General features: G+C 70.7%; 17 protein-coding genes, 4 tRNA genes, 1 other RNA gene and 1 pseudogene. 10 read left to right on the top strand and 13 right to left on the bottom strand.

What is annotated here, in order from left to right; genetic code table 11:
- Positions 1-103: 103 nt before the first annotated feature.
- Positions 104-754, bottom strand: a complete 651-nt coding sequence (locus ACZ601_RS20805; RefSeq protein ID WP_440574931.1) for a TetR/AcrR family transcriptional regulator — start codon at positions 752-754, stop codon at positions 104-106.
- Positions 755-887: 133 nt separating this feature from the next.
- Between ACZ601_RS20805 and ACZ601_RS20800 the strand changes: the two genes are divergently transcribed.
- Positions 888-2,468, top strand: a complete 1,581-nt coding sequence (locus ACZ601_RS20800) for an MFS transporter (protein ID WP_469540101.1) — start codon at positions 888-890, stop codon at positions 2,466-2,468.
- A gap of 51 nt (positions 2,469-2,519) precedes the next feature.
- Here the strand turns inward: ACZ601_RS20800 and ACZ601_RS20795 are convergent.
- From ACZ601_RS20795 to purS, 4 genes and pseudogenes are all read right to left on the bottom strand, one after another.
- Positions 2,520-2,837 (bottom strand): annotated as a pseudogene (locus ACZ601_RS20795) (M23 family metallopeptidase); the annotation flags it as partial.
- 82 nt (positions 2,838-2,919) lie between these two features.
- Positions 2,920-5,169, bottom strand: a complete 2,250-nt coding sequence (gene purL / locus ACZ601_RS20790) for a phosphoribosylformylglycinamidine synthase subunit PurL (protein ID WP_440574933.1) — start codon at positions 5,167-5,169, stop codon at positions 2,920-2,922.
- Positions 5,166-5,846 carry a phosphoribosylformylglycinamidine synthase subunit PurQ gene (purQ, locus tag ACZ601_RS20785; RefSeq protein WP_469539962.1) on the bottom strand — a complete coding sequence of 227 codons (681 nt, stop codon included), beginning with the start codon at positions 5,844-5,846 and terminating at the stop codon, positions 5,166-5,168. The genes purL and purQ overlap by 4 nt, the downstream gene beginning before the upstream one ends.
- Positions 5,843-6,109: a phosphoribosylformylglycinamidine synthase subunit PurS gene (gene purS, locus ACZ601_RS20780; RefSeq protein ID WP_311304249.1), complete on the bottom strand. Its 267-nt coding sequence runs from the start codon at positions 6,107-6,109 to the stop codon at positions 5,843-5,845. Before purS ends, purQ begins: the two co-directional genes overlap by 4 nt.
- Before the next feature lie 471 nt (positions 6,110-6,580).
- Here purS and ACZ601_RS20775 point away from each other — a divergent pair, with 471 nt between their 5' ends.
- From ACZ601_RS20775 to ACZ601_RS20740, 8 genes are all read left to right on the top strand, one after another.
- Positions 6,581-6,916 carry a histone-like nucleoid-structuring protein Lsr2 gene (locus ACZ601_RS20775; protein WP_199884437.1) on the top strand — a complete coding sequence of 112 codons (336 nt, stop codon included), beginning with the start codon at positions 6,581-6,583 and terminating at the stop codon, positions 6,914-6,916.
- A 165-nt stretch (positions 6,917-7,081) separates the two neighbouring features.
- Positions 7,082-7,153 (top strand) — tRNA-Gly (locus ACZ601_RS20770).
- A gap of 81 nt (positions 7,154-7,234) precedes the next feature.
- Positions 7,235-7,307 (top strand) — tRNA-Gly (locus ACZ601_RS20765).
- Positions 7,308-7,475: 168 nt separating this feature from the next.
- Positions 7,476-8,516 carry an ABC transporter ATP-binding protein gene (locus ACZ601_RS20760; protein WP_469539959.1) on the top strand — a complete coding sequence of 347 codons (1,041 nt, stop codon included), beginning with the start codon at positions 7,476-7,478 and terminating at the stop codon, positions 8,514-8,516.
- Positions 8,513-9,328, top strand: coding sequence for an ABC transporter permease (locus ACZ601_RS20755; protein WP_469539957.1), 816 nt, complete (start codon positions 8,513-8,515; stop codon positions 9,326-9,328). The genes ACZ601_RS20760 and ACZ601_RS20755 overlap by 4 nt, the downstream gene beginning before the upstream one ends.
- 13 nt (positions 9,329-9,341) lie before the next feature.
- Entirely contained in the window at positions 9,342-10,790 is a 1,449-nt protein-coding gene (locus tag ACZ601_RS20750) for a sensor histidine kinase (RefSeq protein ID WP_469539954.1), read from the top strand.
- Positions 10,787-11,398 (top strand): response regulator, encoded by a 612-nt coding sequence (locus tag ACZ601_RS20745; protein WP_469539950.1) that lies wholly within the window; start codon positions 10,787-10,789, stop codon positions 11,396-11,398. The genes ACZ601_RS20750 and ACZ601_RS20745 overlap by 4 nt, the downstream gene beginning before the upstream one ends.
- A gap of 22 nt (positions 11,399-11,420) precedes the next feature.
- A tRNA-Gly gene (locus tag ACZ601_RS20740) sits at positions 11,421-11,493 on the top strand.
- A 71-nt stretch (positions 11,494-11,564) separates the two neighbouring features.
- Here the strand turns inward: ACZ601_RS20740 and ACZ601_RS20735 are convergent.
- The 6 genes from ACZ601_RS20735 to ffs form a co-directional block, all read right to left on the bottom strand.
- Entirely contained in the window at positions 11,565-12,479 is a 915-nt protein-coding gene (locus ACZ601_RS20735) for a phosphoribosylaminoimidazolesuccinocarboxamide synthase (RefSeq protein ID WP_469539948.1), read from the bottom strand.
- 163 nt (positions 12,480-12,642) lie between these two features.
- Positions 12,643-14,106, bottom strand: coding sequence for a N,N-dimethylformamidase beta subunit family domain-containing protein (locus ACZ601_RS20730; RefSeq protein WP_469539945.1), 1,464 nt, complete (start codon positions 14,104-14,106; stop codon positions 12,643-12,645).
- Between the two features lie 351 nt (positions 14,107-14,457).
- A complete protein-coding gene (locus ACZ601_RS20725; RefSeq protein ID WP_469539943.1) occupies positions 14,458-16,341 on the bottom strand; it encodes a M48 family metalloprotease in 1,884 nt (627 codons plus the stop codon).
- 382 nt (positions 16,342-16,723) lie between these two features.
- Positions 16,724-17,977 carry a phosphoribosylamine--glycine ligase gene (gene purD / locus ACZ601_RS20720; RefSeq protein WP_469539940.1) on the bottom strand — a complete coding sequence of 418 codons (1,254 nt, stop codon included), beginning with the start codon at positions 17,975-17,977 and terminating at the stop codon, positions 16,724-16,726.
- 200 nt (positions 17,978-18,177) lie between these two features.
- Positions 18,178-20,379 carry a DNA polymerase III subunit gamma and tau gene (locus ACZ601_RS20715; protein ID WP_469539938.1) on the bottom strand — a complete coding sequence of 734 codons (2,202 nt, stop codon included), beginning with the start codon at positions 20,377-20,379 and terminating at the stop codon, positions 18,178-18,180.
- Between the two features lie 120 nt (positions 20,380-20,499).
- Positions 20,500-20,596, bottom strand: an RNA gene (gene ffs, locus ACZ601_RS20710) — signal recognition particle sRNA small type.
- A 131-nt stretch (positions 20,597-20,727) separates the two neighbouring features.
- Here ffs and ACZ601_RS20705 point away from each other — a divergent pair.
- Positions 20,728-20,815 (top strand) — tRNA-Ser (locus ACZ601_RS20705).
- Positions 20,816-20,983: 168 nt separating this feature from the next.
- On the opposite strand, the gene ACZ601_RS20700 is transcribed toward ACZ601_RS20705, so the two are convergent.
- Complete coding sequence (locus ACZ601_RS20700) at positions 20,984-21,571, bottom strand: class IV adenylate cyclase (RefSeq protein ID WP_469539936.1); 588 nt, start codon at positions 21,569-21,571, stop codon at positions 20,984-20,986.
- A 20-nt stretch (positions 21,572-21,591) separates the two neighbouring features.
- On the bottom strand, positions 21,592-22,245 hold the full coding sequence (locus tag ACZ601_RS20695) for a class I SAM-dependent methyltransferase (protein ID WP_469539933.1): 654 nt from the start codon (positions 22,243-22,245) through the stop codon (positions 21,592-21,594).
- Positions 22,246-22,313: the final 68 nt, after the last annotated feature.

Genomic DNA, 22,313 nt, shown 5'->3' with positions numbered 1-22,313 from the left:
CTACGGCCTCACCCCCGGGCCCTGCCGGGGCTTGGCACGGGACTTGGCACGGTGCTGGGCCCGGGACTTGGCGCGAGACCTGGCTCGGGACTTCCGGCGGGACTCAGATGTCGCCCTGGGGCCGGGTCGCATAGTCGCCCAGCCCCTTTTCGAGCAGGTCGAACCCGCGCCCGGCGATCACCACGGCGTCCGCGGCGATCTCCTCGACCGACTCCCCGGCCAGCAGCCGCCGGTGGTTCTCGGTGATCAGGGCGTTGCGGGTGCCGATGAGCTGGGACGCCACGATGCACGCGATCGCCGGCTCCTCACCCTCCTCGACCAGTACGTCGGTCAGCTGATCGAAGGAGAGGACGAAGAAGGCATGGGCCCGGGTGAGCAGTGAGGGCGTCTGCTGGATCAGCTGAAGGATCCCGAGCGCCACCGGCGAATCGCTCATCCCCACCGAGGCGTCCCGGTTTCCGAGGGCGGTCAGGAAGTGACGGCGCACGGCGGCCACCGCGGACTCGCCGGGCTCCCGGTCCCGCACCACCCGAGCGACGTCACCGATGTGTTCCTCCATCGGCGCGAAGACCAGGTGCTCCTTGCTGTCGAAGTAGTTGAAGACCGTCATCTTCGATACGTCGGCCGCTTCAGCGATCTCCGCGACCGAGACCTGGTCGAAGCCGCGCTCGGTGAAGAGCTTCGTGGCCTCGCTCAGCAGACGGCGTCGCGTCTGGATCTTCTTGCGCTCGCGCAGGCTCAGCCCCTCGGTCATGACATGAGTGTACCAGGATGAAACTTAATCTCGGCCGAAAACTTGACTCGGTATATTTATATGGAGAGAGTGGTGCCGACCACAGCGGCGCCATGCCGCTCCGGAGGGGAGCACCGCCATGCCCGAAAAGACGATGCCCGAGACCGGGACACAGGCCGGACGTGCTGCCGGAGCCGCAGGAGCCGCAGGAGCCGCAGGAGCCGCAGGAGCCTCCCGGACCGGCGGCCGACGGTCCGCCGCCCGGAACCGCACGATCGGCTTCGTCCTCTGCATCACCACGATCCTGCTGGCCGTGCTCGACTCGAACATCGTTTCCTCGGCGACCGTGCCGATCGTCCGCGACCTCGATCCCGTCCACGGCGTCGACCGGATCGCCTGGTTGATCGCCGGCTACCAGCTCGCCGCGACCGCCGCGCTCCCCCTGTACGGGAAGCTCTGCGACTCACTCGGCTCGAAGAACGTGTTCATCGGTGCGCTCGCCACCTTTCTGGCCGGATCGGCCGTGTGCGGAATGGCCCAGTCCATGGGCGAGTTGATCGCCGCCCGCGCCCTCCAGGGCATCGGTGGCGGCGGTCTGATGAGCGTCACCATGGTCGTCCTGCGCGAACTCGCAGCACCGCCGAAGGCCGATGCCGAGGCCGAGGCCAACGGCAAGGCCGGGGGCGAGAAGGGCGGCAACATCGGCGGTGTCATCGCCGGGGCGGGAATGGCACTCGGGCCCTGGATCGGCGGGACCCTCTCCGACCACGCCGGGTGGCGGTGGATCTTCTACGTCAACCTTCCGGTCGGCATCGCCGTGCTGGTCGCGGCCATCATCCTGCTGAGGCTTCCCGCCCGCACCACGCGTCGCCGCATCGACTTCCTCGGTGCCGGGCTCGCCGCCGCCTTCTCCACCGCACTGCTCCTGGTCACCGAGTGGGGCGGGCAGCAGTACGCCTGGTCCTCGCCGCTGATCGCGGGCCTGCTCGCCACCACCGCCGTCTGCCTCGGGCTCTTCCTGTGGCGCCAGGCGACCGCGGCCGAACCGATCCTTCCGCTCTCCCTGTTCACCGTCCGGGCCATGCGGAACGGCTTCGCCATCCAGGGGCTGGTCGGCGCCGCGATGATGGGCTCGATCGTCTACGTCATGATCTGCCTCCAGGTCGTACGGGGTGTCGCCGCGTCCTCGGCCGGGCTCTTCCTGATCCCGATGGCCGCCGGCATGGCGGTGGTCGGTCTCGTCTCCGGACGTCTCGTCGCGGCCGGCTGGTCGCAGAAGACCTTCGTCGTCAGTGGCACGGTCGTGGCCTCCGCAGCCCTCGGCCTGCTCGCCACCCTCACCACGGACACCAGCCTGTGGACGGTGCGTGGTGCGATGCTGTTGATGGGACTGGGCTTCGGCCAGCTGGTCGGACAGCTCATCCAGCTGGTCCAGGACACCGCCCCGGCTCACCAACTGGGCGTGGCCACCACCGGAGTCCGGTTCTTCCAGACCCTCGGCAGCGCCCTGGGGGCGGCCATCTTCGGCACCGTGCTGAGCCGGGTGTACGCGTCCTGCGGACCGGGCGGCCCGGCCGGCGGGATCAGCGAGCTGACGGGGGCCGCCCACCAGCAGGCGCTGCACGCCTTCACCTCGTCGACCGACGTGGTGTTCTGCTGCGCCACCGGCGTGATGATCATCGCGGCGTTCCTGGCCACCCGGCTGCCCGGGGCCGTCCGGGCTCAGGAGGCCTGAGCCCCTCCCGATTGCCCGGCCCGATTCTCCGGCGGGAGTTCCGTGAGCAGCTGCCCCGGCCGTGAATATCTCGCCGTTGGGAGGAACGCCCACACCCCGCCAGGTGAATGGAATTCCGACCGCCACATCCAGGTCCGGATCGTCCATCAGCGGGAAATGTACATGCGGTTCGGTGGAATTCCCGGAGTTTCCGCACTCGGCGAGAGGCTGCCCGGCCCGGAGCCTCTCCCCCGCCCGCACCCGGAGCCCCGAAGGCCGGGAAGTGGTGGTTGCGCCGGGCGACGGGCCACAGAGCGCGGCCACGATGTCGCTCGCGTACGTCTGCCCACAGGCGTGCACCCCGTGGCTGGGGACCTTGTCCGCCGGAGAACACCCGGCGCGCGAAAGCCCCCGCCCGGCAGACCGGGCGGGGGCTTTCGCGCGCTATGAGCAGCGGTGAGCAGCGGTGGGATCAGGCAAGCAGCGCGGGGATCGTCCCCTCGTGCGCCGTACGCAGCTCGCTCAGCGGAATGCTGAACTCGCCCTGGATCTCGATCTCCTCGCCGTCCACGACACCGATCCGGGTCACGGGCAGGCCCCGCGCCCCGCACATGTCGTTGAAGCGGAGCTCCTCGCTGCGCGGGACCGAGACGATCGCGCGTCCGGCCGACTCGGAGAACAGGAAGGTGAACGTGTCCAGGCCGTCCGGCACGACCAGCCGGGCGCCCTTCCCGCCGCGCAGGCAGGACTCGGTCACCGCCTGGATCAGACCGCCGTCGGACAGGTCGTGCGCCGCGTCGATCATGCCGTCGCGGGAGGCCGAGATCAGGATCTCGCCGAGCAGCTTCTCGCGGCCCAGGTCGACCTTGGGCGGCATGCCGCCGAGGTGCTGGTGGACGACCTCGGACCAGGCCGAGCCGCCGAACTCCTCGTGCGTCTCGCCCAGCAGGTAGAGGAGCTGGCCCTCTTCCTTGAACGCGACCGGCGTGCGCCGGGTGACATCGTCGATCACGCCGAGCACGGCCACGACCGGCGTCGGGTGGATCGCCGTCTCACCGGTCTGGTTGTACAGCGACACGTTGCCGCCGGTGACCGGGGTGCCCAGCTCCAGGCAGCCGTCCGCCAGACCGCGGGTGGCCTCGGCGAACTGCCACATGACGTCCGGGTCCTCGGGCGAACCGAAGTTCAGGCAGTCCGAGATGGCGAGCGGCTTGGCGCCGGAGGCGGCGACGTTGCGGTACGACTCGGCCAGCGCGAGCTGCGCGCCGGTGTACGGGTCGAGCTTCGCGTACCGGCCGTTGCCGTCGGTCGCCATGGCCACGCCGAGGTTGGACTCCTCGTCGATGCGGACCATTCCGGCGTCCTCGGGCATCGCGAGCACGGTGTTGCCCTGCACGAACCGGTCGTACTGGTCCGTGATCCAGGACTTCGACGCCTGGTTCGGCGAGGCGACCAGCTGGAGGACCTGCTCGCGCAGCTCCGCGCCGTTCGCCGGGCGGGCCAGCTTTCCGGCGTCGTCGGCCTGGAGCGCGTCCTGCCAGGACGGGCGGGCGAACGGGCGGTGGTACGTCGGGCCCTCGTGGGCGACGGACCTCGGCGGCACGTCCACGATCTGTTCGCCGTGCCAGAAGATCTCCAGCTGCGAGCCCTCGGTCACCTCACCGATGACGGTGGCGATGACGTCCCACTTCTCGCAGATCTCCATGAAGCGGTCCACGTGCTGCGGCTCGACGATCGCGCACATGCGCTCCTGCGACTCGCTCATGAGGATTTCCTCGGGCGAGAGGGAGGAGTCGCGCAGCGGCACGGTGTCCAGCTCGACGCGCATGCCGCCGGAGCCCGCGGAGGCCAGCTCGCTCGTGGCGCAGGAGAGCCCGGCGCCGCCGAGGTCCTGGATGCCCGCGACGAGCTTCTCCTTGAAGATCTCCAGGGTGCACTCGATGAGGAGCTTCTCCTGGAAGGGGTCACCGACCTGGACGGCGGGCCGCTTGGTGGGCTTGGTGTCGTCGAAGGTCTCCGAGGCGAGCACGGAGACGCCGCCGATGCCGTCGCCGCCGGTGCGGGCGCCGTAGAGGATCACCTTGTTGCCGGGGCCGGAGGCCTGGGCCAGGTGGATGTCCTCGTGCTTCATCACGCCGATGCAGCCGGCGTTGACGAGCGGGTTGCCTTGGTAGCAGGCGTCGAAGACGACCTCGCCGCCGATGTTCGGCAGGCCGAGGCAGTTCCCGTAGCCGCCGATGCCCGCGACGATGCCCGGCAGGACCCGCCGGGTGTCGGGGTGGTCGGCCGCGCCGAAGCGCAGCGGGTCGACGACCGCGATCGGGCGGGCACCCATGGCGAGGATGTCGCGGACGATGCCGCCGACGCCGGTGGCCGCGCCCTGGTAGGGCTCGATGTAGGACGGGTGGTTGTGCGACTCGACCTTGAAGGTGACCGCGTAACCCTGGCCGACGTCGACCACACCGGCGTTCTCACCGATGCCGACGAGCATCGCGTCGTTGGCGGGGACCTTCTCGCCGAACTGCTTGAGGTGGACCTTGCTGCTCTTGTAGGAGCAGTGCTCGGACCACATCACGGAGTACATGGCGAGCTCGGCGCCGGTGGGCCGGCGGCCCAGGATCTCGCGGACCCGGGCGTACTCGTCCTCCTTGAGGCCGAGCTCCTTCCAGGGCTGCTCGGTGTCCGGGGTTTCGGCCGCGTGCTTGACCGTGTCCAGGCTCATGCGTTGACCAGCTTCTTGATGATCGAGGTGAAGAAACCGAGACCGTCGGTGCGACCGGTGCCGATCAGCGGCTCGACGGCGTGCTCCGGGTGCGGCATCAGACCGACGACGTTGCCCGCGGCGTTGGTGATGCCGGCGATGTCGCGCAGTGAGCCGTTGGGGTTGGCATCCACGTAACGGAACGCGACGCGGCCCTCCGCCTCCAGCTCGTCGAGCGTGTGCTCGTCGGCGGTGTAGCGGCCGTCCATGTTCTTGAGCGGTACGGAGATCTCCTGGCCCTCGGAGTAGTCCGAGGTCCAGGCGGTACCGGCGTTCTCGACGCGCAGCTTCTGGTCGCGGCAGATGAAGTGCAGGTGGTTGTTGCGCAGCATCGCGCCGGGCAGCAGGTGTGCCTCGGTCAGAATCTGGAAGCCGTTGCAGATGCCGAGAACCGGCATGCCCGCCTTCGCCTGCTCGATCACCGTCTCCATGACCGGCGAGAAGCGGGAGATGGCTCCGGCCCGCAGATAGTCGCCGTAGGAGAAACCGCCCGCCAGGATGACCGCGTCGACCTGGTGCAGATCCTTGTCGCGGTGCCACAGCGATACGGGTTCGGCGCCGGCGACCCGTACGGCCCGAAGGCTGTCCTGGTCGTCGAGGGTGCCCGGAAAGGTGACGACTCCGATACGAGCAGTCACTTCGACTCCTCGGCCTTCTCCACCTTCACGGTGAAGTCCTCGATGACGGTGTTGGCGAGGAACGTCTCGGCCATCTCGTGAATACGGCTGAGGGCGGCCTCGTCGACCGGCCCCTCGATCTCCAGCTCGAAACGCTTTCCCTGACGTACGTCCGCGATTCCCTCGAAGCCGAGACGGGGCAGCGCACGCTGCACAGCCTGTCCCTGCGGGTCGAGGATCTCGGGCTTGAGCATGACGTCGACTACGACGCGTGCCACTGGCACTCCCGGTGTGGTGGTGTGGTGCGGCTGTTTCTCCGGGGGGTTCCCCAGGACCCCCGCAGGTCCTCTCAGCGTACCTGTCCCGAAATTCTACGCGGGTAGATATCGGACGCCCCTGATCACGCCGGGATATGGACAGCAGATGTCACGGCGGGTGCCACGCCAGATGTCAGGACGGATGTCGCGGCGGACGCGGCAGCGGATGTCACGGCAGATGCGGCGGCGGATGTCACAGCAGATGCGGAAAATCCTGCGACAAAAATCCCCACCAGCCGCACAGATAGCAGACTGACACGCGCACGTAATTGGGTGGGCTTCACAATGCGGTACTCATCGCTGTACAAATGATTAGCGGGGAAAGCAGTATTGCCCCGGAACGGCCGGCAACAGTCGGCCCTCATCCGCGCTCACAGCCGGAAGGCCGGCATCCGCGCATGTCAGACGTGCAGATGCCGCAGGAAAGGACCGATATCCGTGGCGCAGCGCGTAGTGGTCACACTCTCCGACGACATCGACGGGGGAGCGGCAGCGGAAACGGTCACCTTCGCGCTGGACGGGAAGTCGTACGAGATCGACCTCAATCCGTCCAATGCAAAGAAACTGCGCAAGGCCCTGGCCCCGTACGTGGCGGCCGGCCGAAAGCAGACAAACGCCAGCAAGCACGGCAAGGTTCCCGTCTCGTACCGGCACACCTCGCTCGCGCCCGACCCGGCGGCCGTACGCGCCTGGGCCCGCTCGCACCGGATGGAGGTGCCGGCCCGCGGCCGGATTCCCAAGAAGGTCTACGAGGCGTTCCAGGAAGCCAGTTGAGCGGAAGCGCGGGGCGGCCGGCGCCTGACGCGGGCCGCCCGACGCCCGGCACCGGCCGCTTCGACGACACCTCGCGGGAGCCGACTTGCGCGACACCCCCGCAGGTCGGCTAGAGTCTGGAGCACGCCGAAGGGCAAGGCCGAAAAGCCGGACCTCAAGCAGCGTGCGGGTGTAGTTCAGTAGTAGAACATCCCCCTTCCAGGGGGAAGGCGCAGTGTGCAATTCCTGTCACCCGCTCTGCATCACTCTTTCTCAACCACTCCGGTGGATCGGGTAGAGTAGTGCTCGCTCCACCGGTGAAAGCCGAGTGGTTGCAATGCGGACGTAGCTCAGTTGGTAGAGCGCAACCTTGCCAAGGTTGAGGTCGCCAGTTCGAACCTGGTCGTCCGCTCGTAGAAGCAAGAAGCCCCCGGTCTTTTGATCGGGGGCTTCTTCGTGTGTCGAGGACTTCTTCGTGTGTCGGGGACTTCTTCGTGTGTCTTTCCCCCATGACGTTTGTCATGCACTGCGATGACAGCTCGCACTGCTCCCGGCGCCGTCCGGGAGGAAGCCTTGAGCCATGACCTTCGACGAAATTCCCCATGAGTGCGTGATCGAGGCGGACGGTGTCCGACGCAGTTATGCGGGCGGCTTCGAGGCTGTGACCGGCGTCTCCTTCTCCGTGGCACGCGGCGAGCTGTTCGCCCTGCTCGGCACGAACGGCGCCGGCAAGACCTCGACCGTCGAACTGCTGGAAGGGCTGGCCCGCCCCGACGGCGGCACGGTACGGGTGCTCGGCCACGATCCGTTCCAGGAACGCGCCGCCGTCCGCCCCCGGATCGGGGTGATGCTCCAGGAGGGCGGTTTCCCCTCCGACCTGACGACCACGGAGACCGTACGGATGTGGGCCGGATGCACCAGCGGGGCCCGGCCCACCGGCGAGGCCCTGGATCTGGTCGGGCTCGGCCACCGGGCGCGCGTCCGGGTCAAGCAGCTCTCCGGCGGTGAGCGGCGGCGGCTGGACCTGGCACTGGCCCTGCTCGGCAGGCCCGAGGTGCTCTTCCTCGACGAGCCGACCACCGGCCTCGACGCCGAGGGGCGGCGCGACACCTGGGCGCTGGTGCGCCGGCTCCAGGAGGGCGGCATCACCGTGCTGCTCACCACGCACTACCTGGAGGAGGCCGAAGCGCTCGCCGACCGGCTGGCGATCATGCACCGGGGGCGGATCGTGACCTCGGGCACCACCGCGGAGGTGACCGCCGAGCGCCCGTCCCGCATCCGGTTCGAGCTCCCCGCCGGAATCGCGGCAGGGCAGCTGCCGCTGAGCCTGCGCGCCGCGGCCGACGGACCGCGGGTCGAGATCCGTACCCACCGCCTCCAGGATTCGCTGGCCGAACTGCTGCGCTGGGCCACGGAGTCCGACGTCCGGCTCACCGGGCTCGACGCCCGGTCGGCCTCGCTCGAAGAGGCCTTCCTCGACATCGCGAGGTCCGCGGCGGAGAACGAGACCGGGGCCAGGAGCGGGACCGCGAACGCGAACGCGCAAGAAACCGGCAACAGCAACGGCAACAGCGACGGCAACGGCAACGGCAACAAGACGGAAGAGGTGGCTGCGGCATGACGACCGTGACGACGCCCGCGAACACCACGACGACCGGCTCCCCTGCCACCACCACGGTCCTGGGCAGGCTGACCGCCCTCGGCCGGGCCGAACTGACGCTGCTCCTGCGCAACCGGACGGCGGTCTTCGTAGCCCTGCTCATGCCCGCCGCCATGGTCCTGGCCATGAAATCGGCGTTCGAGCAGATCGACCTCGGCGGGACCGGGCTGACCGTCGCCGGAGCGGCGCTCACCGGCGGCATCGGAACGGTGCTGGTCCAGGCCGTCTACATGAACATGGTCGCCACCTATGTGGCGCGGCGCGAGGAGCTGGTGCTGAAGCGGCTGCGCACCGGCGAGGTCACCGACGGGGAGATCCTGACCGGCACCGCGCTGCCTGCGGGCGCCCTGGCCCTGACGCAGACCGTGCTGATCATCGTGGCCGGTACCGCCTTCCTCGGACTCGGCGCCCCCGAACGCCCCGAGCTGCTTCTGCTGGGGCTGGCGATGGGCCTGGTGCTGCTGACGGCACTGGCCGCGGCCACTTCAGCGATCACCCGCACCGTGCAGACGGCTCAGCTCACGACCCTCCCGCTGTTCTTCGTCTCGATGGCGGGCTCCGGGCTCTTCGTACCGCTGGAAGTGCTTCCGGACCGGATCGCGTCGGTGTGTGAGCTGCTGCCGCTGACCGGCGTGATGACACTCGTACGGGCCGGCTGGCTGGGCGGCACGGCGGGCACCGAGCTACTGGGGGCCGCGCTGACCGGGTTGGTCTGGACTGTGCTCGCGGTGTTTGCTGGCAGACGGTGGTTCCGCTGGGATCCGCGACGCTGAGGGATGTGGTGGCGTGTTGACGCGCGTACGTGGCTGGCGCCGGAGCTGGCAGGAACGCAGCAAGCTGGAACGGATCGACCTGTACACGCGGCTCACCATGTCGACGATCCCCTGGATCTTCACCCTGTCGTGGCAGCTGGCCCCGTTCGCGTCGGGCATCCGCCACACGCCGCTCCCGCTGACGCTGGGACTGGCCCTGCTCGTGGTCTGCCTGGCCCAGTGCGTGCTGAGCAACCGCAACGTGCGGCCGTCGTGCGCCGATTACAACGGCACCGCCACGTTTCCCCGGCGGCGGATGATGGCACCGCTGGCCCTGCTGCTGGTGGCGCTGGGGCTGCTGGCAGGGCTGGCCGCTGTGGACGGGATCGACCCACCGGGGCTGCTGATGATGGCCATGAACGTACCGCTCGCGCTGGTCATGACGCAGGTCCTGCTGGTACCGGTCCGTACGTTCCTGATCCAGTCGCTCGCCCTCGTCGCCCTGACCACCGGCGTCCTCGCCGCAGCGGGGGTACGAGGCGGAGTGCTGGCCGGAGTGGTGCCGGCCACGCTCTTCGGCTGTGTGCTGGTGCTGGTCTCCTACCGGCCGAGCGCCTGGAGCCTGAGCGTGATGTGGCAGGCGGAGGAGGCCCGGGACGTACAGGCCCGGCTGGCCGTCGCGGAGGAGCGGCTGCGGTTCGGCCGGGACATGCACGACGTGCTGGGCCGCAATCTCGCCGTCATCGCGCTCAAGAGCGAACTGGCGATGGAACTGGCCCGGCGCGGCAGGCCGGAGGCGGTGGACCAGATGGTCGAGGTGCAGCGGATCGCCCGCTCCTCCCAGCAGGAGGTGCGCGATGTCGTACGGGGATACCGGGAGGCCGATCTGAGTACGGAACTGGCCGGGGCCAAGGGCGTGTTGCGGGCGGCCGGCATCGAATGCGCGGTGGTGGGCGACAGCGGCGCAGACCTGGCCGCCCCCGTGCAGGCCGCCCTCGGCTGGGTGGTGCGCGAGGCCGCCACCAACGTGCTGCGGCACGGCGACCCCCGACGCTGCACGATCCGGCTCACCGCCGCTGCCGACGAGGTGGTGCTGGACGTGGAGAACGACGGCGCGCCGATGACTCCCGCGTCCTCGGACAGCGGCTCGGGGGAGCACGGCGCCGTCGGGAGCGGTTCGGACGGAAGCGGGATGGGCGGAAGCAGTACGGACGGGAGCGGTACGGACGGGAGCGGTACCGACGGAAGCGGTACCGACGGAAGCGGTACCGGGCTGCCCGGACTGCGTGAACGGCTCGGCTCGCTCGACGGCTCGCTGGACGCAGGGACGGCGGGCGACGGGCTCTTCCGGCTGACGGCGAGAATTCCGCGTACCGCGCCTACCGCGCGTACTTCGCACGCCTCGCACACCTCGCACGCCTCGCACGCCTCGCACACCCCGCGCACGGAGATCCGTACCGCCCCTCTGGAGGAAAGACGATGACCACGGTGCGGGTGCTGCTCGCCGACGACGAGCACCTGATCCGGGGCGCGCTCGCCGCTCTGCTCGCGCTGGAGGACGACCTGGTGGTGGTCGCGGAGGCGGCGACCGGGCCCGAGGCGCTCGCCATGGCCCGTGCGCACCGCCCCGATGTGGCGGTCCTGGACCTGGAGATGCCGGGCGCGGACGGTGTGAGCGTCGCCACATCCCTGCGGTCCGAACTCCCGGACTGCCGCACCATGATCGTGACCAGTCACGGCCGCCCCGGCCATCTGAAGCGCGCCCTCGCGGCGGGCGTGCGGGCGTTCGTACCGAAGACCGTCAGCGCCCGCCAGCTGGCCGGGATCATCCGCACGGTGCACGCCGGCAACCGTTACGTGGACCCGGAGTTGGCGGCCGACGCGATCGCGGCCGGGGACTCGCCGCTGACCGTGCGCGAGGCCGAGGTGCTGGAACTGGCGGCGGACGGGGCGCCGGTCGCGGAGATCGCGGAGCGGGCCTCGCTGTCGCAGGGGACGGTACGGAACTACCTCTCCTCCGCGGCCTCGAAGCTGGGGGCCGAGAACCGTCATGCCGCGGTGCGTCTCGCACGGGAGCGGGGTTGGGTATAGTGGTCCTCGCGCTTCGGCGCTTGCGGACGTAGCTCAGTTGGTAGAGCGCAACCTTGCCAAGGTTGAGGTCGCCAGTTCGAACCTGGTCGTCCGCTCGTAGAAGAAAGAAGCCCCCGGCCTTTCGGCCGGGGGCTTCTTTCGTGCGCCTCTGGGTGTCTCGGGGCGGTTACGTCCAGGGAGTGCCGGTGAGGAGTTCGTACGCCTCCAGGTACTTGGCCCGGGTCGCGTCCACGATCTCCTGCGGGAGCGCCGGCGGCGGCTGCTCGCTCCTGCGGTCCCAGCCGGATGCCGGGGACGTCAGCCAGTCGCGCACGAACTGCTTGTCGTACGAGGGCTGCGCGTGGCCCGGCTCCCAGGTGGCGGCCGGCCAGAAGCGCGAGGAGTCCGGGGTCAGCACCTCGTCCGCGATGATCAGCTCCTCGCCGCCGTCGGCGGTGGGCGCGAAGCCGAACTCGAACTTGGTGTCCGCGAGGACGATGCCGCGCTCGCGTGCGATGTCACGGGCCCGGCCGTACACGTCCAGCGTCGTGCGGCGCAGTGCCGCGGCGGTCTCGGTGCCGACCTGGTGGGCCACTTCCTCGTAGCTCACGTTCTCGTCGTGGTCGCCGACGGCCGCCTTGGTGGCCGGGGTGAAGATCGCCCCCGGCAGCTCGGAGCCGTCCGTGAGGCCCTCGGGGAGGCCGATGCCGCAGACGGTGCGCGAGGCGTTGTACTCGACCAGGCCGGAACCCGTCAGATAGCCGCGTGCGACGCACTCGACCGGAACCATCCGCAGCGACCTGCAGATCGTGGTGCGGCCGGCCCAGTCCTCGGGGGCGCCGGGCGGCAGCTCCGTGGACAGCACGTGGTTCGGTACGAGATCGGCGAGCTGGTCGAACCACCACAGCGAGAGCCGCGTCAGCACGCGGCCCTTGTCCGGAATCTCGGTGGGCAGCACCCAGTCGTACGCGGAGATCCGGTCACTGGCGACCATGACGAGGTCACCGGCCTCGTTCCGGTACAGGTCGCGCACCTTGCCCGTGTGCAGGTGGGTAAGGCCCGGAACCTGCACGGGCTCGGGCTTTTCTACAAATCCGGACACGCTGCCTCCGCGTAGGTTGATCCAGGAGTCGTTCCGATTGTCCCGTATCCGGGTACGGACGGCTGCGGAGGGGTACGACGGGCGCGCCGGTGGCCCGGGGGGCCTGCGGAGATCCGGGCGGGCGGGGATCCGGACGCTTGGTGGGCCCCTCAGTCGTAGATCCTCAGTCGCGCTTGCAGATGCGGTCGAGGAGGTTGGCGGTGGCCTTCTGGATGCGCGGGTCCACATGGCCGGGGCGGTCCAGCGCCGGGGACCAGGCGAAGGTGCCGGAGGCGAAGACGAGCGCACCGGACGGGGCGCGGTAGAGGGACGTCTCCTGGTGCCGCGTCACGCCCTCGCTGTCCTGGTACGGGGAGTGGGCGAGCAGGATGCGGTTGTCGTGCTCGGGAAGCGTGGTGCGCGGAAAGTAGCGGTCGGCCTCGCCCGCGACCAGCCCGTCGATCTCGTCGCCCTCGCCCGCGCCGGTCGCGTCCCACAGCCAGTGCTCGGCGTTCCGCACGACCAGGGGGTGGGGGTCGGGGACCCGGCCCGCGTACTGGATGCCGAGGAGCTGCTGCTCGGCGCGGTCGACCTCGCGCCAGAGCGAGGGCTTTCCCGGGCCGCGCCGCTTGCGGCAGGTGAGCAGCCGGTCGGGGACGCCGGACGCCGACGGTGTGAGGCTGACCTGCCAGTACATGGTGTTGGCGGAGAGGAAGACCAGGGAGGTGCCGTTGTCGCGGGCGCGTTCCGTGGTGCGCCGCATCGGAACCGACCAGTACTCGTCATGGCCCGGGAAGACCAGGCCCCGGTAGCGGGTCGGGTCGATCCGGCCCGCGTGCAGGTCGCGGGTGTCGGCGTAGGCGATGTCGTAGCCGTAGCGCTCGGCCCAGCGGATGAAGTCGTAGGCATGGCCGACGTGCAGCGGGAGGCCCGCGCCCGCGTAGGGGCGGTCGAAGGAGACGGTGACCGCCGCGTCCTCCTCGCCCAGCAGCCGGCCCTGCTCGTCCCAGGCGTGGTAGAGGCTTGCGCCCGTACGGCCGTCCTCCGGGTAGAGGTTGTATGCCTGCCAGGTGATGTCCGGGAGGATCAGGAGCAGGTCGGCCGGCTGGTCGTCGCGGACCGTGAACGGAATGTGGGAGCGGTATCCGTCGACCGTCGTGAGCACGGCCACGTAGGCGCCGATCGACCAGTAGGCGGGGATCTGGAGCCGCCAGGACTGCCACCAGTGGTGGCAGGACACCGTGCGGTCGGCGGTGAGGGGGGCGGGCTGGACGATGCCGGAGAGCCGCGGACTCGTGGTGATCTTCGCGGCGCCGTCGCCCCCGTAGTGGCCGATGCGGTAGATGTCCACGGAGAACTGCTGGGGCGGGTCCACGGTGATGTGGAAGTCGATCGCCTCGCCGGGGGCCGCCGCGCCGGTGGAGCTGAAGCCCTTGATCTGCCGGTGCACGTCGTCGGCGGTACGGGTGCCGCCGCCGGTGGAGCCGCGGGGCAGCGTCGGATCGGCGTACCAGGGCACGACCTGGCCGGTGTCGTCGAAGTAGTTCTCGCTGCCGCGCAGCCAGGGCAGCGGCCCCTGCCCGAAGGGGTCGGTGACCGCGTGCGCGAGGGCACCTGATTCCCAACGACGAATCTGCTCCGCCCCCATAACGCGCTTCCCTCTCTCGGCCCCCGGAACAACATGTGGTGCGCTGACTGTCAGCGTCGGTCCCCAGCACATCACATAACGCATCCACTCCGTCACCGTTCGTCGCGAATTAACGTTAACGGAACTTGAGCTTCCGGGTATTGGGCGTGCCGGACCGGCGATATGCCTCTATATCAGCAGAGTTGTACACGCGGAGCCCCCGAAATCGGACCGGAGCGCCCCGGACATCCCGGAACTTCCACTCCGGAACGTCCACCCCGGAACATCCACCCCGGACCGTCCACTCCGGCACCTCCCGGAGCACCACGGAGCATCCCGGAGCGCTTCGGCCACTCTAGGTTCGAACCTGTTTCAGGCGAGACGGACGGGTTTGTCGGTGCGCACGCCGACCGAGGAGAGCCAGGAGCGCAGGGGCCCCGCGTCACCGTCCTCGACGAGGCTGAGCACCGGGGTGCCGAGATCGGACCGGCGTTCCCCGTCGACCAGCAGCGTGGGCCCGTCGAGCCAGTCGAGCCCCGGGGCCGCGCCCGCCGTGTCGACGGCCGCGCAGCAGACCATCGCCGCGACGTGGTCCGCGAGCAGCTCGGTGCCCGTACGGGGCGGCTGGAGCGGGAACAGCGGGAGGGGGTCGGGCCCCCAGAATTCCAGCACGTCCCCACCGGCGCTCGCGGAGCCGACGGAGGTGTTGGAACCGTTGGAGCCGTTGGAGCCAGGGGAGCTGCCTGAGCCGTTGACGTTGGCGGGGCTGGTGGAGTCGTTGAAGCCGCTGGAGTCGTTGGTTCCGGTGGAGCCGTTCGAGCTGGTGGAGCCGTTGGTTCCGGCGGCTACCGGTTGGGGGTTCTGGGCCTCTGCCTCCGCCTGGGCCTCGTCGCGGGCCACCGCGGCGCTGATCCCTGCCGCGAGCTCCTCACCGCTGCCGTTGCCCGCGACGAGGTGCTCGACGACACGGGCCAGGGTGGGCACCGCAGCACCAGCCGCGTCGGACACACCGGCGGAGGCCGCGGGCGGCACGCCCATGTCGTCCAGGACGCGGTGCAGGCGGGCCGCCTCTGTGCGCCACTTCCGGTCGACGACCTCTTCCGGGTACTGCTGCCAGTCCACCGGGGACCAGCCGGGCCCCGCCTGCGCGGGGCCGCCGTGGAAGAGCCGGGCGGCCAGCAGGGACGCCGCCTCGTCGGCCGCCCCCGGCTCCTCCAGGAGATCGCAGGCGGGCCGTTCGCCCAGCCGGGAGGTGAACCCGTCGGCCAGCCGGTCGCGCCGGGACAGCTCGGTGAGGGCGGAGACGACTCCGGCGTCCAGCCGGGAGGGCCAGCGCCCCATCCGCCAGGCGGGCAGCGCGACCCGGGTGAGCAGCCGGTCCCAGCCCGCGTAGGCGAGCCCGACCTGCTCCTGGGCGACGATCCGCAGCCCGTAGTCCACCGCCTGGGCGCGGGTGGACGCGGCGGCGGCGACACCGCGCTCCATCTCCGAGGCGTGGCTGTGACAGCTGCGCAGCAGCAGCCGGGCGATCCGGCCGATGAGAGCGTGCGGCAGCCGCAGAACCCCGCGTACGGCTCCCTGGGCAGGGGCGGCCGCGTCGGCGACGACCCCGTCGAGTCCCCGGACGAAGCGCCGGGCGGCGGCTATGTCGGGGTGGGCGGAGGGGCCGGTGCCCGCGACGACCGGGGCGAGCACGGCGCGCAGCTCCGCGACCCGCATCCACCAGAGGAACGGCGAGCCGATGACCAGCACGGGCGCGGCCTGCACCCTGCGGCGCCCCGGGCCCGCCCCGGGTCCGCCCGGATCCCGGCGGGCGGCATCCTTGGCCGCACGGTCTGCGGCGGGATGGGTGCGGTCCTCCAGCCAGCTGTCGCAGTCGGGCGTCAACGCTATGGCCGAGGGCGCGGGCACATCGAGGCGATCGGCGAGATCACGGACCAGCCGGTAGAGATCCGGGGCCGCCTTCTCGCTGAGCGGGACGGTCGGGCTGACCGCCGGCTTGGCCCGTACGACCGCGACGGCGACGGCCGCCGCGACCAGCAGGGAGATGACGGCGCAGGCCGTCACGGCCCAGCGCACCGCGTCCCAGCCACCGCCTTCGACGAATCCCTGAGCGCCTGCGGCGAACAGCACGACGGCGACGGCCGCGGGCAGCAGCGCCACTGCCGTCGCCCTGCTGCGGATGCGCAGCAGGGCCAGCGCACGGGCGCGCGCCGCCTGCGCACCCAACTCCTCACCTGCACCGGTATCGGACACGGCTGGATGTCACCCCCTCTGCCCTCGCGACGGTGTTGCTCACTCCCCCACTGTGGCACCCGTCACTGACATCGCAATGCCGGTGGGCCATGTGCCGGAAAGCTTGCGCCGCACCCTAGTTGGGGCTTCGGCGGGCGTCATCCGGATGGCTCAGCCGTCACTCGATGGAATGGCTTTGGGCAAAGCTGCTGACGCGCCGCTGTCCATGGGGCAGCGGCGCGTCGGCGGGAGGTGGGGCCGTGGCCGGAGCGGCGGGGAGCGGCGGCGTGCGGGCCGTGGGGCGGGCCCCTTGGTCCGCGTCCGCGGCCGCTACGGCTGCCGCGTCGGCTATGACTGCCGCGTCCGCGACGACTGTGGGCGGCCCACTACGGCGGAGGGTGGCTCAGGCCTCCTCCGCCGCCTTCTTCGCGATGTCCGTGCGGAGCTGGGAGCCGTCGAGCCGGATCCGGGCCGCCGCCGCGTAGGCGCGCTCGCGGGCGCCCGCGAGGTCCTTGGCGGTCGCGGTCACGGAGAGCACCCGGCCGCCCGCGCTGACGACCGCGTCGCCGTCCCGCCGGGTTCCGGCGTGCAGGACGTACGCATGCGGCGCATCCTGTGCCGCGACCTCGTCGAGGCCCCGGATCGGGTCACCCGTTCGCGGGGTGTCCGGGTAGTTGTGGGAGGCGATGACCACGGTGACCGCGGCATCGTCGCGCCACTTCAGCGGCGGCAGCTCGTCCAGGGTGCCGTTGGCGGAACCCAGCAGGACACCGGCCAGCGGGGTCTTCAGCCGGGCCAGGACCACCTGGGTCTCCGGGTCGCCGAAACGGGCGTTGAACTCGATGACCCGCACCCCGCGCGAAGTGATCGCGAGACCCGCGTACAGCAGCCCGGAGAAGGGCGTACCTCGGCGGCGGAGCTCGTCGACGGTCGGCTGGAGGACCGACTGCATGACCTCCTCGACCAGCTTGGGGTCGGCCCACGGCAGCGGGGAGTACGCGCCCATGCCGCCGGTGTTCGGGCCCTCGTCGTTGTCGAGAGCGCGCTTGAAGTCCTGGGCGGGCTGGAGGGGCAGCACGGTGGTGCCGTCGGTGATCGCGAAGAGGCTCACCTCGGGCCCGTCCAGGAACTCCTCGATGACCACGCGGTCGCAGGCCAGCGCATGGGCGCGGGCCACGTCGACGTCCTCGGTGACGACGACGCCCTTGCCGGCGGCGAGACCGTCGTCCTTGACGACGTACGGAGCGCCGAACGCGTCCAGCGCCGTGTCGATCTCGGCGGCGGTGGCGCATACGTAGCTACGGGCGGTCGGGACACCGGCCCCGGCCATCACGTCCTTGGCGAACGCCTTGGAGCCCTCCAGCCGGGCCGCCTCACCGGAGGGGCCGAAGCAGGGGATGCCCGCGGCGCGGACGGCGTCGGCGACCCCGGCGACAAGCGGCGCCTCCGGGCCGACGACCACCAGCTCGGCGCCCAGATCAGTGGCGAGGCGCGCGACGGCGGCGCCGTCGAGTGCGTCGACCGGGTGCAGTTCGGCCACCTCTGCGATGCCGGCGTTGCCGGGGGCGCAGTACAGAGCGGTGACATCGGGGTCGAGGGAGAGAGAGCGGCACAGGGCGTGTTCGCGGGCGCCGCCGCCGATGACGAGAACCTTCACGGGGTGGAGCCTAGCCGCCGGGGCGGGGCGGCCTTGACGGACGCCGGGTTGTGGACACCGGGGGCGCGGGGCGGGGCGATCTTGACGGACGCCGGGGCGCGGTCGCCTTGACGGACGCCGGGGCGCGGTCGCCTTGACGGGCGTCGGGGCGCCGGGGGCGCCGGGGGCGCCGTCGGGAAGTTCCCCCTGTGGCACGCGCCCTACTCGTTGGTGAACTCCTCCACCACCGTGGCGCCCAGCTCGCGGACGATCAGCTCGTGGCCGGAGAGGGCGGAGTCGACCAGGTCCGGATCGTCGGCCTCTGCGGTGTCGTCCTCCGGGGCGACCGAACGGGGCCGTTCGGGAGCGGTGTACGGCGGCGACGCGGGCGACGCCGCAGCCGTCTCACCACCTCCCGGCTGCTGCGGCCGCTCCTGGGCCGGCCGGGGCTCGTACTGCTGCTGGGGCGCGGCCGGCGCCGGGCGCGGCGGTGCGGGCGGGGGCACGGGGCGGCCACCGCCGGTGGGCGGGGGCTGTCCGGCGCCGCCCGAGGGGTCGACGATCGCCTCGATCTTCCACTGGGCGTTGAACCGCTCGGCCAGGGCCTGCTTCAGCACGTCCTCACTGCCGCTGCTCGTGAAGTTGTCGCGGGCGCCCGAGTTGAGGAAGCCGATCTGGAGGGTGGTGCCGTCGAAGCCGGTCACCTGGGCGTTCTGGCTGAGCAGGATCCAGGTGAAGCGGCGGCGGCCCTTGACCGCCTCCAGGATGTCGGGCCACATGTTGCGCACCTGTCCGGCGCCCTGCGTCATGCCCGGGGCCGGTTCCGGGGCGGCGGGCCCCGGAGCGGGTGCCGCCGGTGCCGGCGGTGCGGGGGCGGCGGCCTGCGGGGCCGGTGCCTGGCCGGGGGTGGAGGCGGTCGGCCAGCCTCCGGGCCGGCGCCCCTGCTCGGGCGCGGCCGCGGCGGGCCAGGCGCCGGGCCGCTGACCGGCAGCCGGGGCGGGCGGCGACTGTACGGGCTCTGTGGGCGGGGCGGCCTGCGCCGGGGCGGGCGGCGGGGCGTCCCCCCGGGCGGCGGCACGCGCGGCGGCGGGTCCCGATCCGGGGTCCGGCTGCGCCGCGGCGGGGTACGGGGCGGCAGCGGGGGGCTGCGGCGCCTGTGGGGCCTGTGGCGCCTGTGCGGGCTGTGGGGCGACGGGGGCGTGGGCGAGCGCCTCGGGCCCGGGGACGTACCCCATGGCGGGCCCAGGGCCGGTGGTGGCGAAGGACGCGCCGCGCTCCAGCCGGTCCAGCCGCGCCTGCAGCGAGCGCTCGTCGTCGAAGGCCGCGGGCAGCAGGACCCGGGCGCAGATCAGCTCGACCTGGAGCCGGGGCGAGGTCGCCCCGCGCATCTCGGTGAGCCCCTCGTTGACCAGGTCGGCGGCGCGGCTCAGCTCGGCGGCCCCGAAGACGGAGGCCTGGGCCTGCATCCGCTCGACGACATCGGCGGGGGCGTCGATGAGCCCCTTCTCCCCGGCGTCCGGCACCGCGGCCAGGATCACCAGATCGCGCAGCCGCTCCAGCAGGTCGGCGACGAAGCGCCGAGGGTCGTTGCCGCCCTCGACCACCCGGTCCACGACCTCGAAGGCCGCGGCCCCGTCGCCCGACGCGAAGGCGTCCACGACGGAGTCGAGCAGCGAGCCGTCCGTATAACCGAGCAGCGACGTCGCCATGGCGTATGTCACACCGTCGTCGGCGGCGCCGGCCAGCAGCTGGTCCATGACCGACATCGAGTCACGCACGGAGCCGGCCCCGGCCCGCACCACCAACGGGAACACCCCGTCCTCGACGAAGCTGTTCTCCTTGGCGCACACCTCCGCGAGGTAGTCGCGCAGCGTCCCCGGCGGCACCAGCCGGAACGGATAGTGGTGGGTGCGCGACCGGATGGTCCCGATGACCTTCTCGGGCTCCGTGGTCGCGAAGATGAACTTGAGGTGCTCCGGCGGCTCCTCGACCACCTTCAGCAGGGCGTTGAACCCCGCAGAGGTGACCATGTGCGCCTCGTCGATGATGTAGATCTTGTAACGACTCGACGCGGGCCCGAAGAACGCCTTCTCCCGCAGATCACGGGCATCGTCCACACCACCGTGCGAAGCGGCGTCGATCTCGATCACATCGATCGAGCCCGGCCCGTTGCGCGCCAGGTCCTGGCAGGACTGGCACTCCCCGCAGGGCGTGGGCGTCGGCCCCTGTTCGCAGTTCAGACAGCGGGCGAGGATGCGCGCGCTGGTCGTCTTGCCGCAGCCGCGCGGACCACTGAACAGGTACGCGTGATTGACCCGGTTGTTCCGCAGGGCCTGCATCAACGGCTCAGTGACATGCTCCTGACCGATGACCTCGGCGAACGACTCGGGGCGGTAGCGGCGGTACAGCGCAAGGGACGACACACATACGAGGCTATAGGGGCGGACCGACAACCGGCCCCGGGCCAGGCACACCACCGGCCCCGAGGGCACGACCACCCCGAAAACCCGGCGCCCCGGACACGTACCGAACGGTCCCGGAAACGCAAGGACCCCCCACGCACCCGCCAGAGCCAACCTACCCTTGCTGCCTTCCGGCCCTGGGGGAGTTCAGTCAGATAGCGCCACGTGAGGGGCTGACGCCCACCTTAGCCGATCCCCGCCCCCACAAGTCCACCTCCCCACCCCTCACACCCCCGCCGGAACCCCCTCGGGACCGCCGACGGGGAACGGGTTCGCGAGCACTCCTCAACGTCTTGTATTGTTTGCCCCGGAGGATTCGCCTAGTGGCCTAGGGCGCACGCTTGGAAAGCGTGTTGGGGGCAACCCCTCACGAGTTCGAATCTCGTATCCTCCGCCATTGCTCTCACCGGGCAATACGTCGAAGGCCCCCGCAGCTCGCTGCGGGGGCCTTCGACGTTGACCCGTTGAAGTTGTCTCCAGCAGTCGCCGGCACTCACCGACCACCACCACAGGGGAAGGACGTCCTCCTGCACCGGGACCCCGAGCGCGGAACCGGCACTCACGATCACTCGCTCGGGGCGGCGGCCTTCGCCGACTCCTGCTTGTCGGCATCGGCGAAGAGGAGGGTGGGTTCGGCGAGGATGTCCCGGCCTGCCTCGCTCTTGTAGACCTCGTCGACGCTGCCGAACCGGGCTAGTGCGTAGTCGAGGTCGAGCAGATCTGCAGCCCGCCGGACGGATGCTTCGTCGGGTCCCTCGATCTCGACGAAGGTGGGGAGGTCCGGCCAGGTGTCGAAATCGAAGGCGACTTCGCCCAGGCGCCACTCCTCGCGGTAGTTCTCCTGGTAGCGGACTTCGCGCAGGCCGACATTGCGGAGGATCTCGGCCATGGCGTGCAGGTCGGACACCTCGGTCTCGATCTCGGTGGTGCCGTCGATCCTCGTGGAGTCGGTGACCTGCTTCAGCGTGAGCGTGGAGCGGGTGCCCTCGTCCCTCAGGCGGACCCAGGCGCCGCCTTCGAGGGCGTCGTTCTCGAAGATCTTCCGGGTGAGGAGGGTGCGCGGAAATGCCTGGACTGCTCCGAGCGCCGTCAGTTTGGCCTGGAGGCCGTCGACGTCGATGGCGAGGAACTTGGCTTCGTACTCGTGCTTCATAGGTCCTTCTTCCCGTAGCTCTAGGAGGGGGTGGACGCACGGGCGGCGAGGAGGAGGCCCATGCGGTGGTTGTGGTCCTGCAACTGTCCGACGTGCGCCTGCTCGGTGAACTCGTTGGTCCGCAGAGTGAGCAGGACGTTCCAGTCCCCGATGAAGTAACGCCGCAGCTTCTCGGGAGATGTGTAGTGCTCCAGCACGTGATGGCGTTGCGTGAGGGGCATCATGAACTCCGCGCCGAACAGACCGCCGGGCCGGACCAGGTGCTGCATGCGGTCGACGAACTCGCCCAACGGCCGATGGTGGTTGGCACTGTAATGCCACGAGCAGCTCGTCCAGACAGCGTCACAGGGGGCAGTGACGAGGTCGGAAGCGAGGAAGTCCTCTTCCAAGACCTGGACACGGTCGTGAAGCCCTTCCTGCTTCAGCCGCTCGACCATCCCCATCGCGTGACCAGTTCTGTCACCAGGAAGTTGGACCTCGCCGCCGTGGAGGGCGAGCGGGTCGCGCTCGATGGCGATCACGCGGTAGCCGGCGGCGGCCAGGGGTACGACGAGTCTGCCGTCGCTCGCGCCGATGACCGTCACGGTGGAGTCAGGCTCCGTACGCTCCTTCAGCGCGGCGAGGAACTGAGGGAAGAAGGTGAGGGTGTGCCGCCACATGCTGGGTGTCTGCACTGGCTTGCTCTCCTTGCGGGTGGGTGCTCAGGACGGCTCGGAGGACCTCGTCAGGGGTGAGACCGGTG

The sequence above is a fragment of the Streptomyces sp. NPDC104307 genome, assembly GCF_055584045.1.
This window is presented reverse-complemented; position numbering and strand designations above follow the sequence as displayed.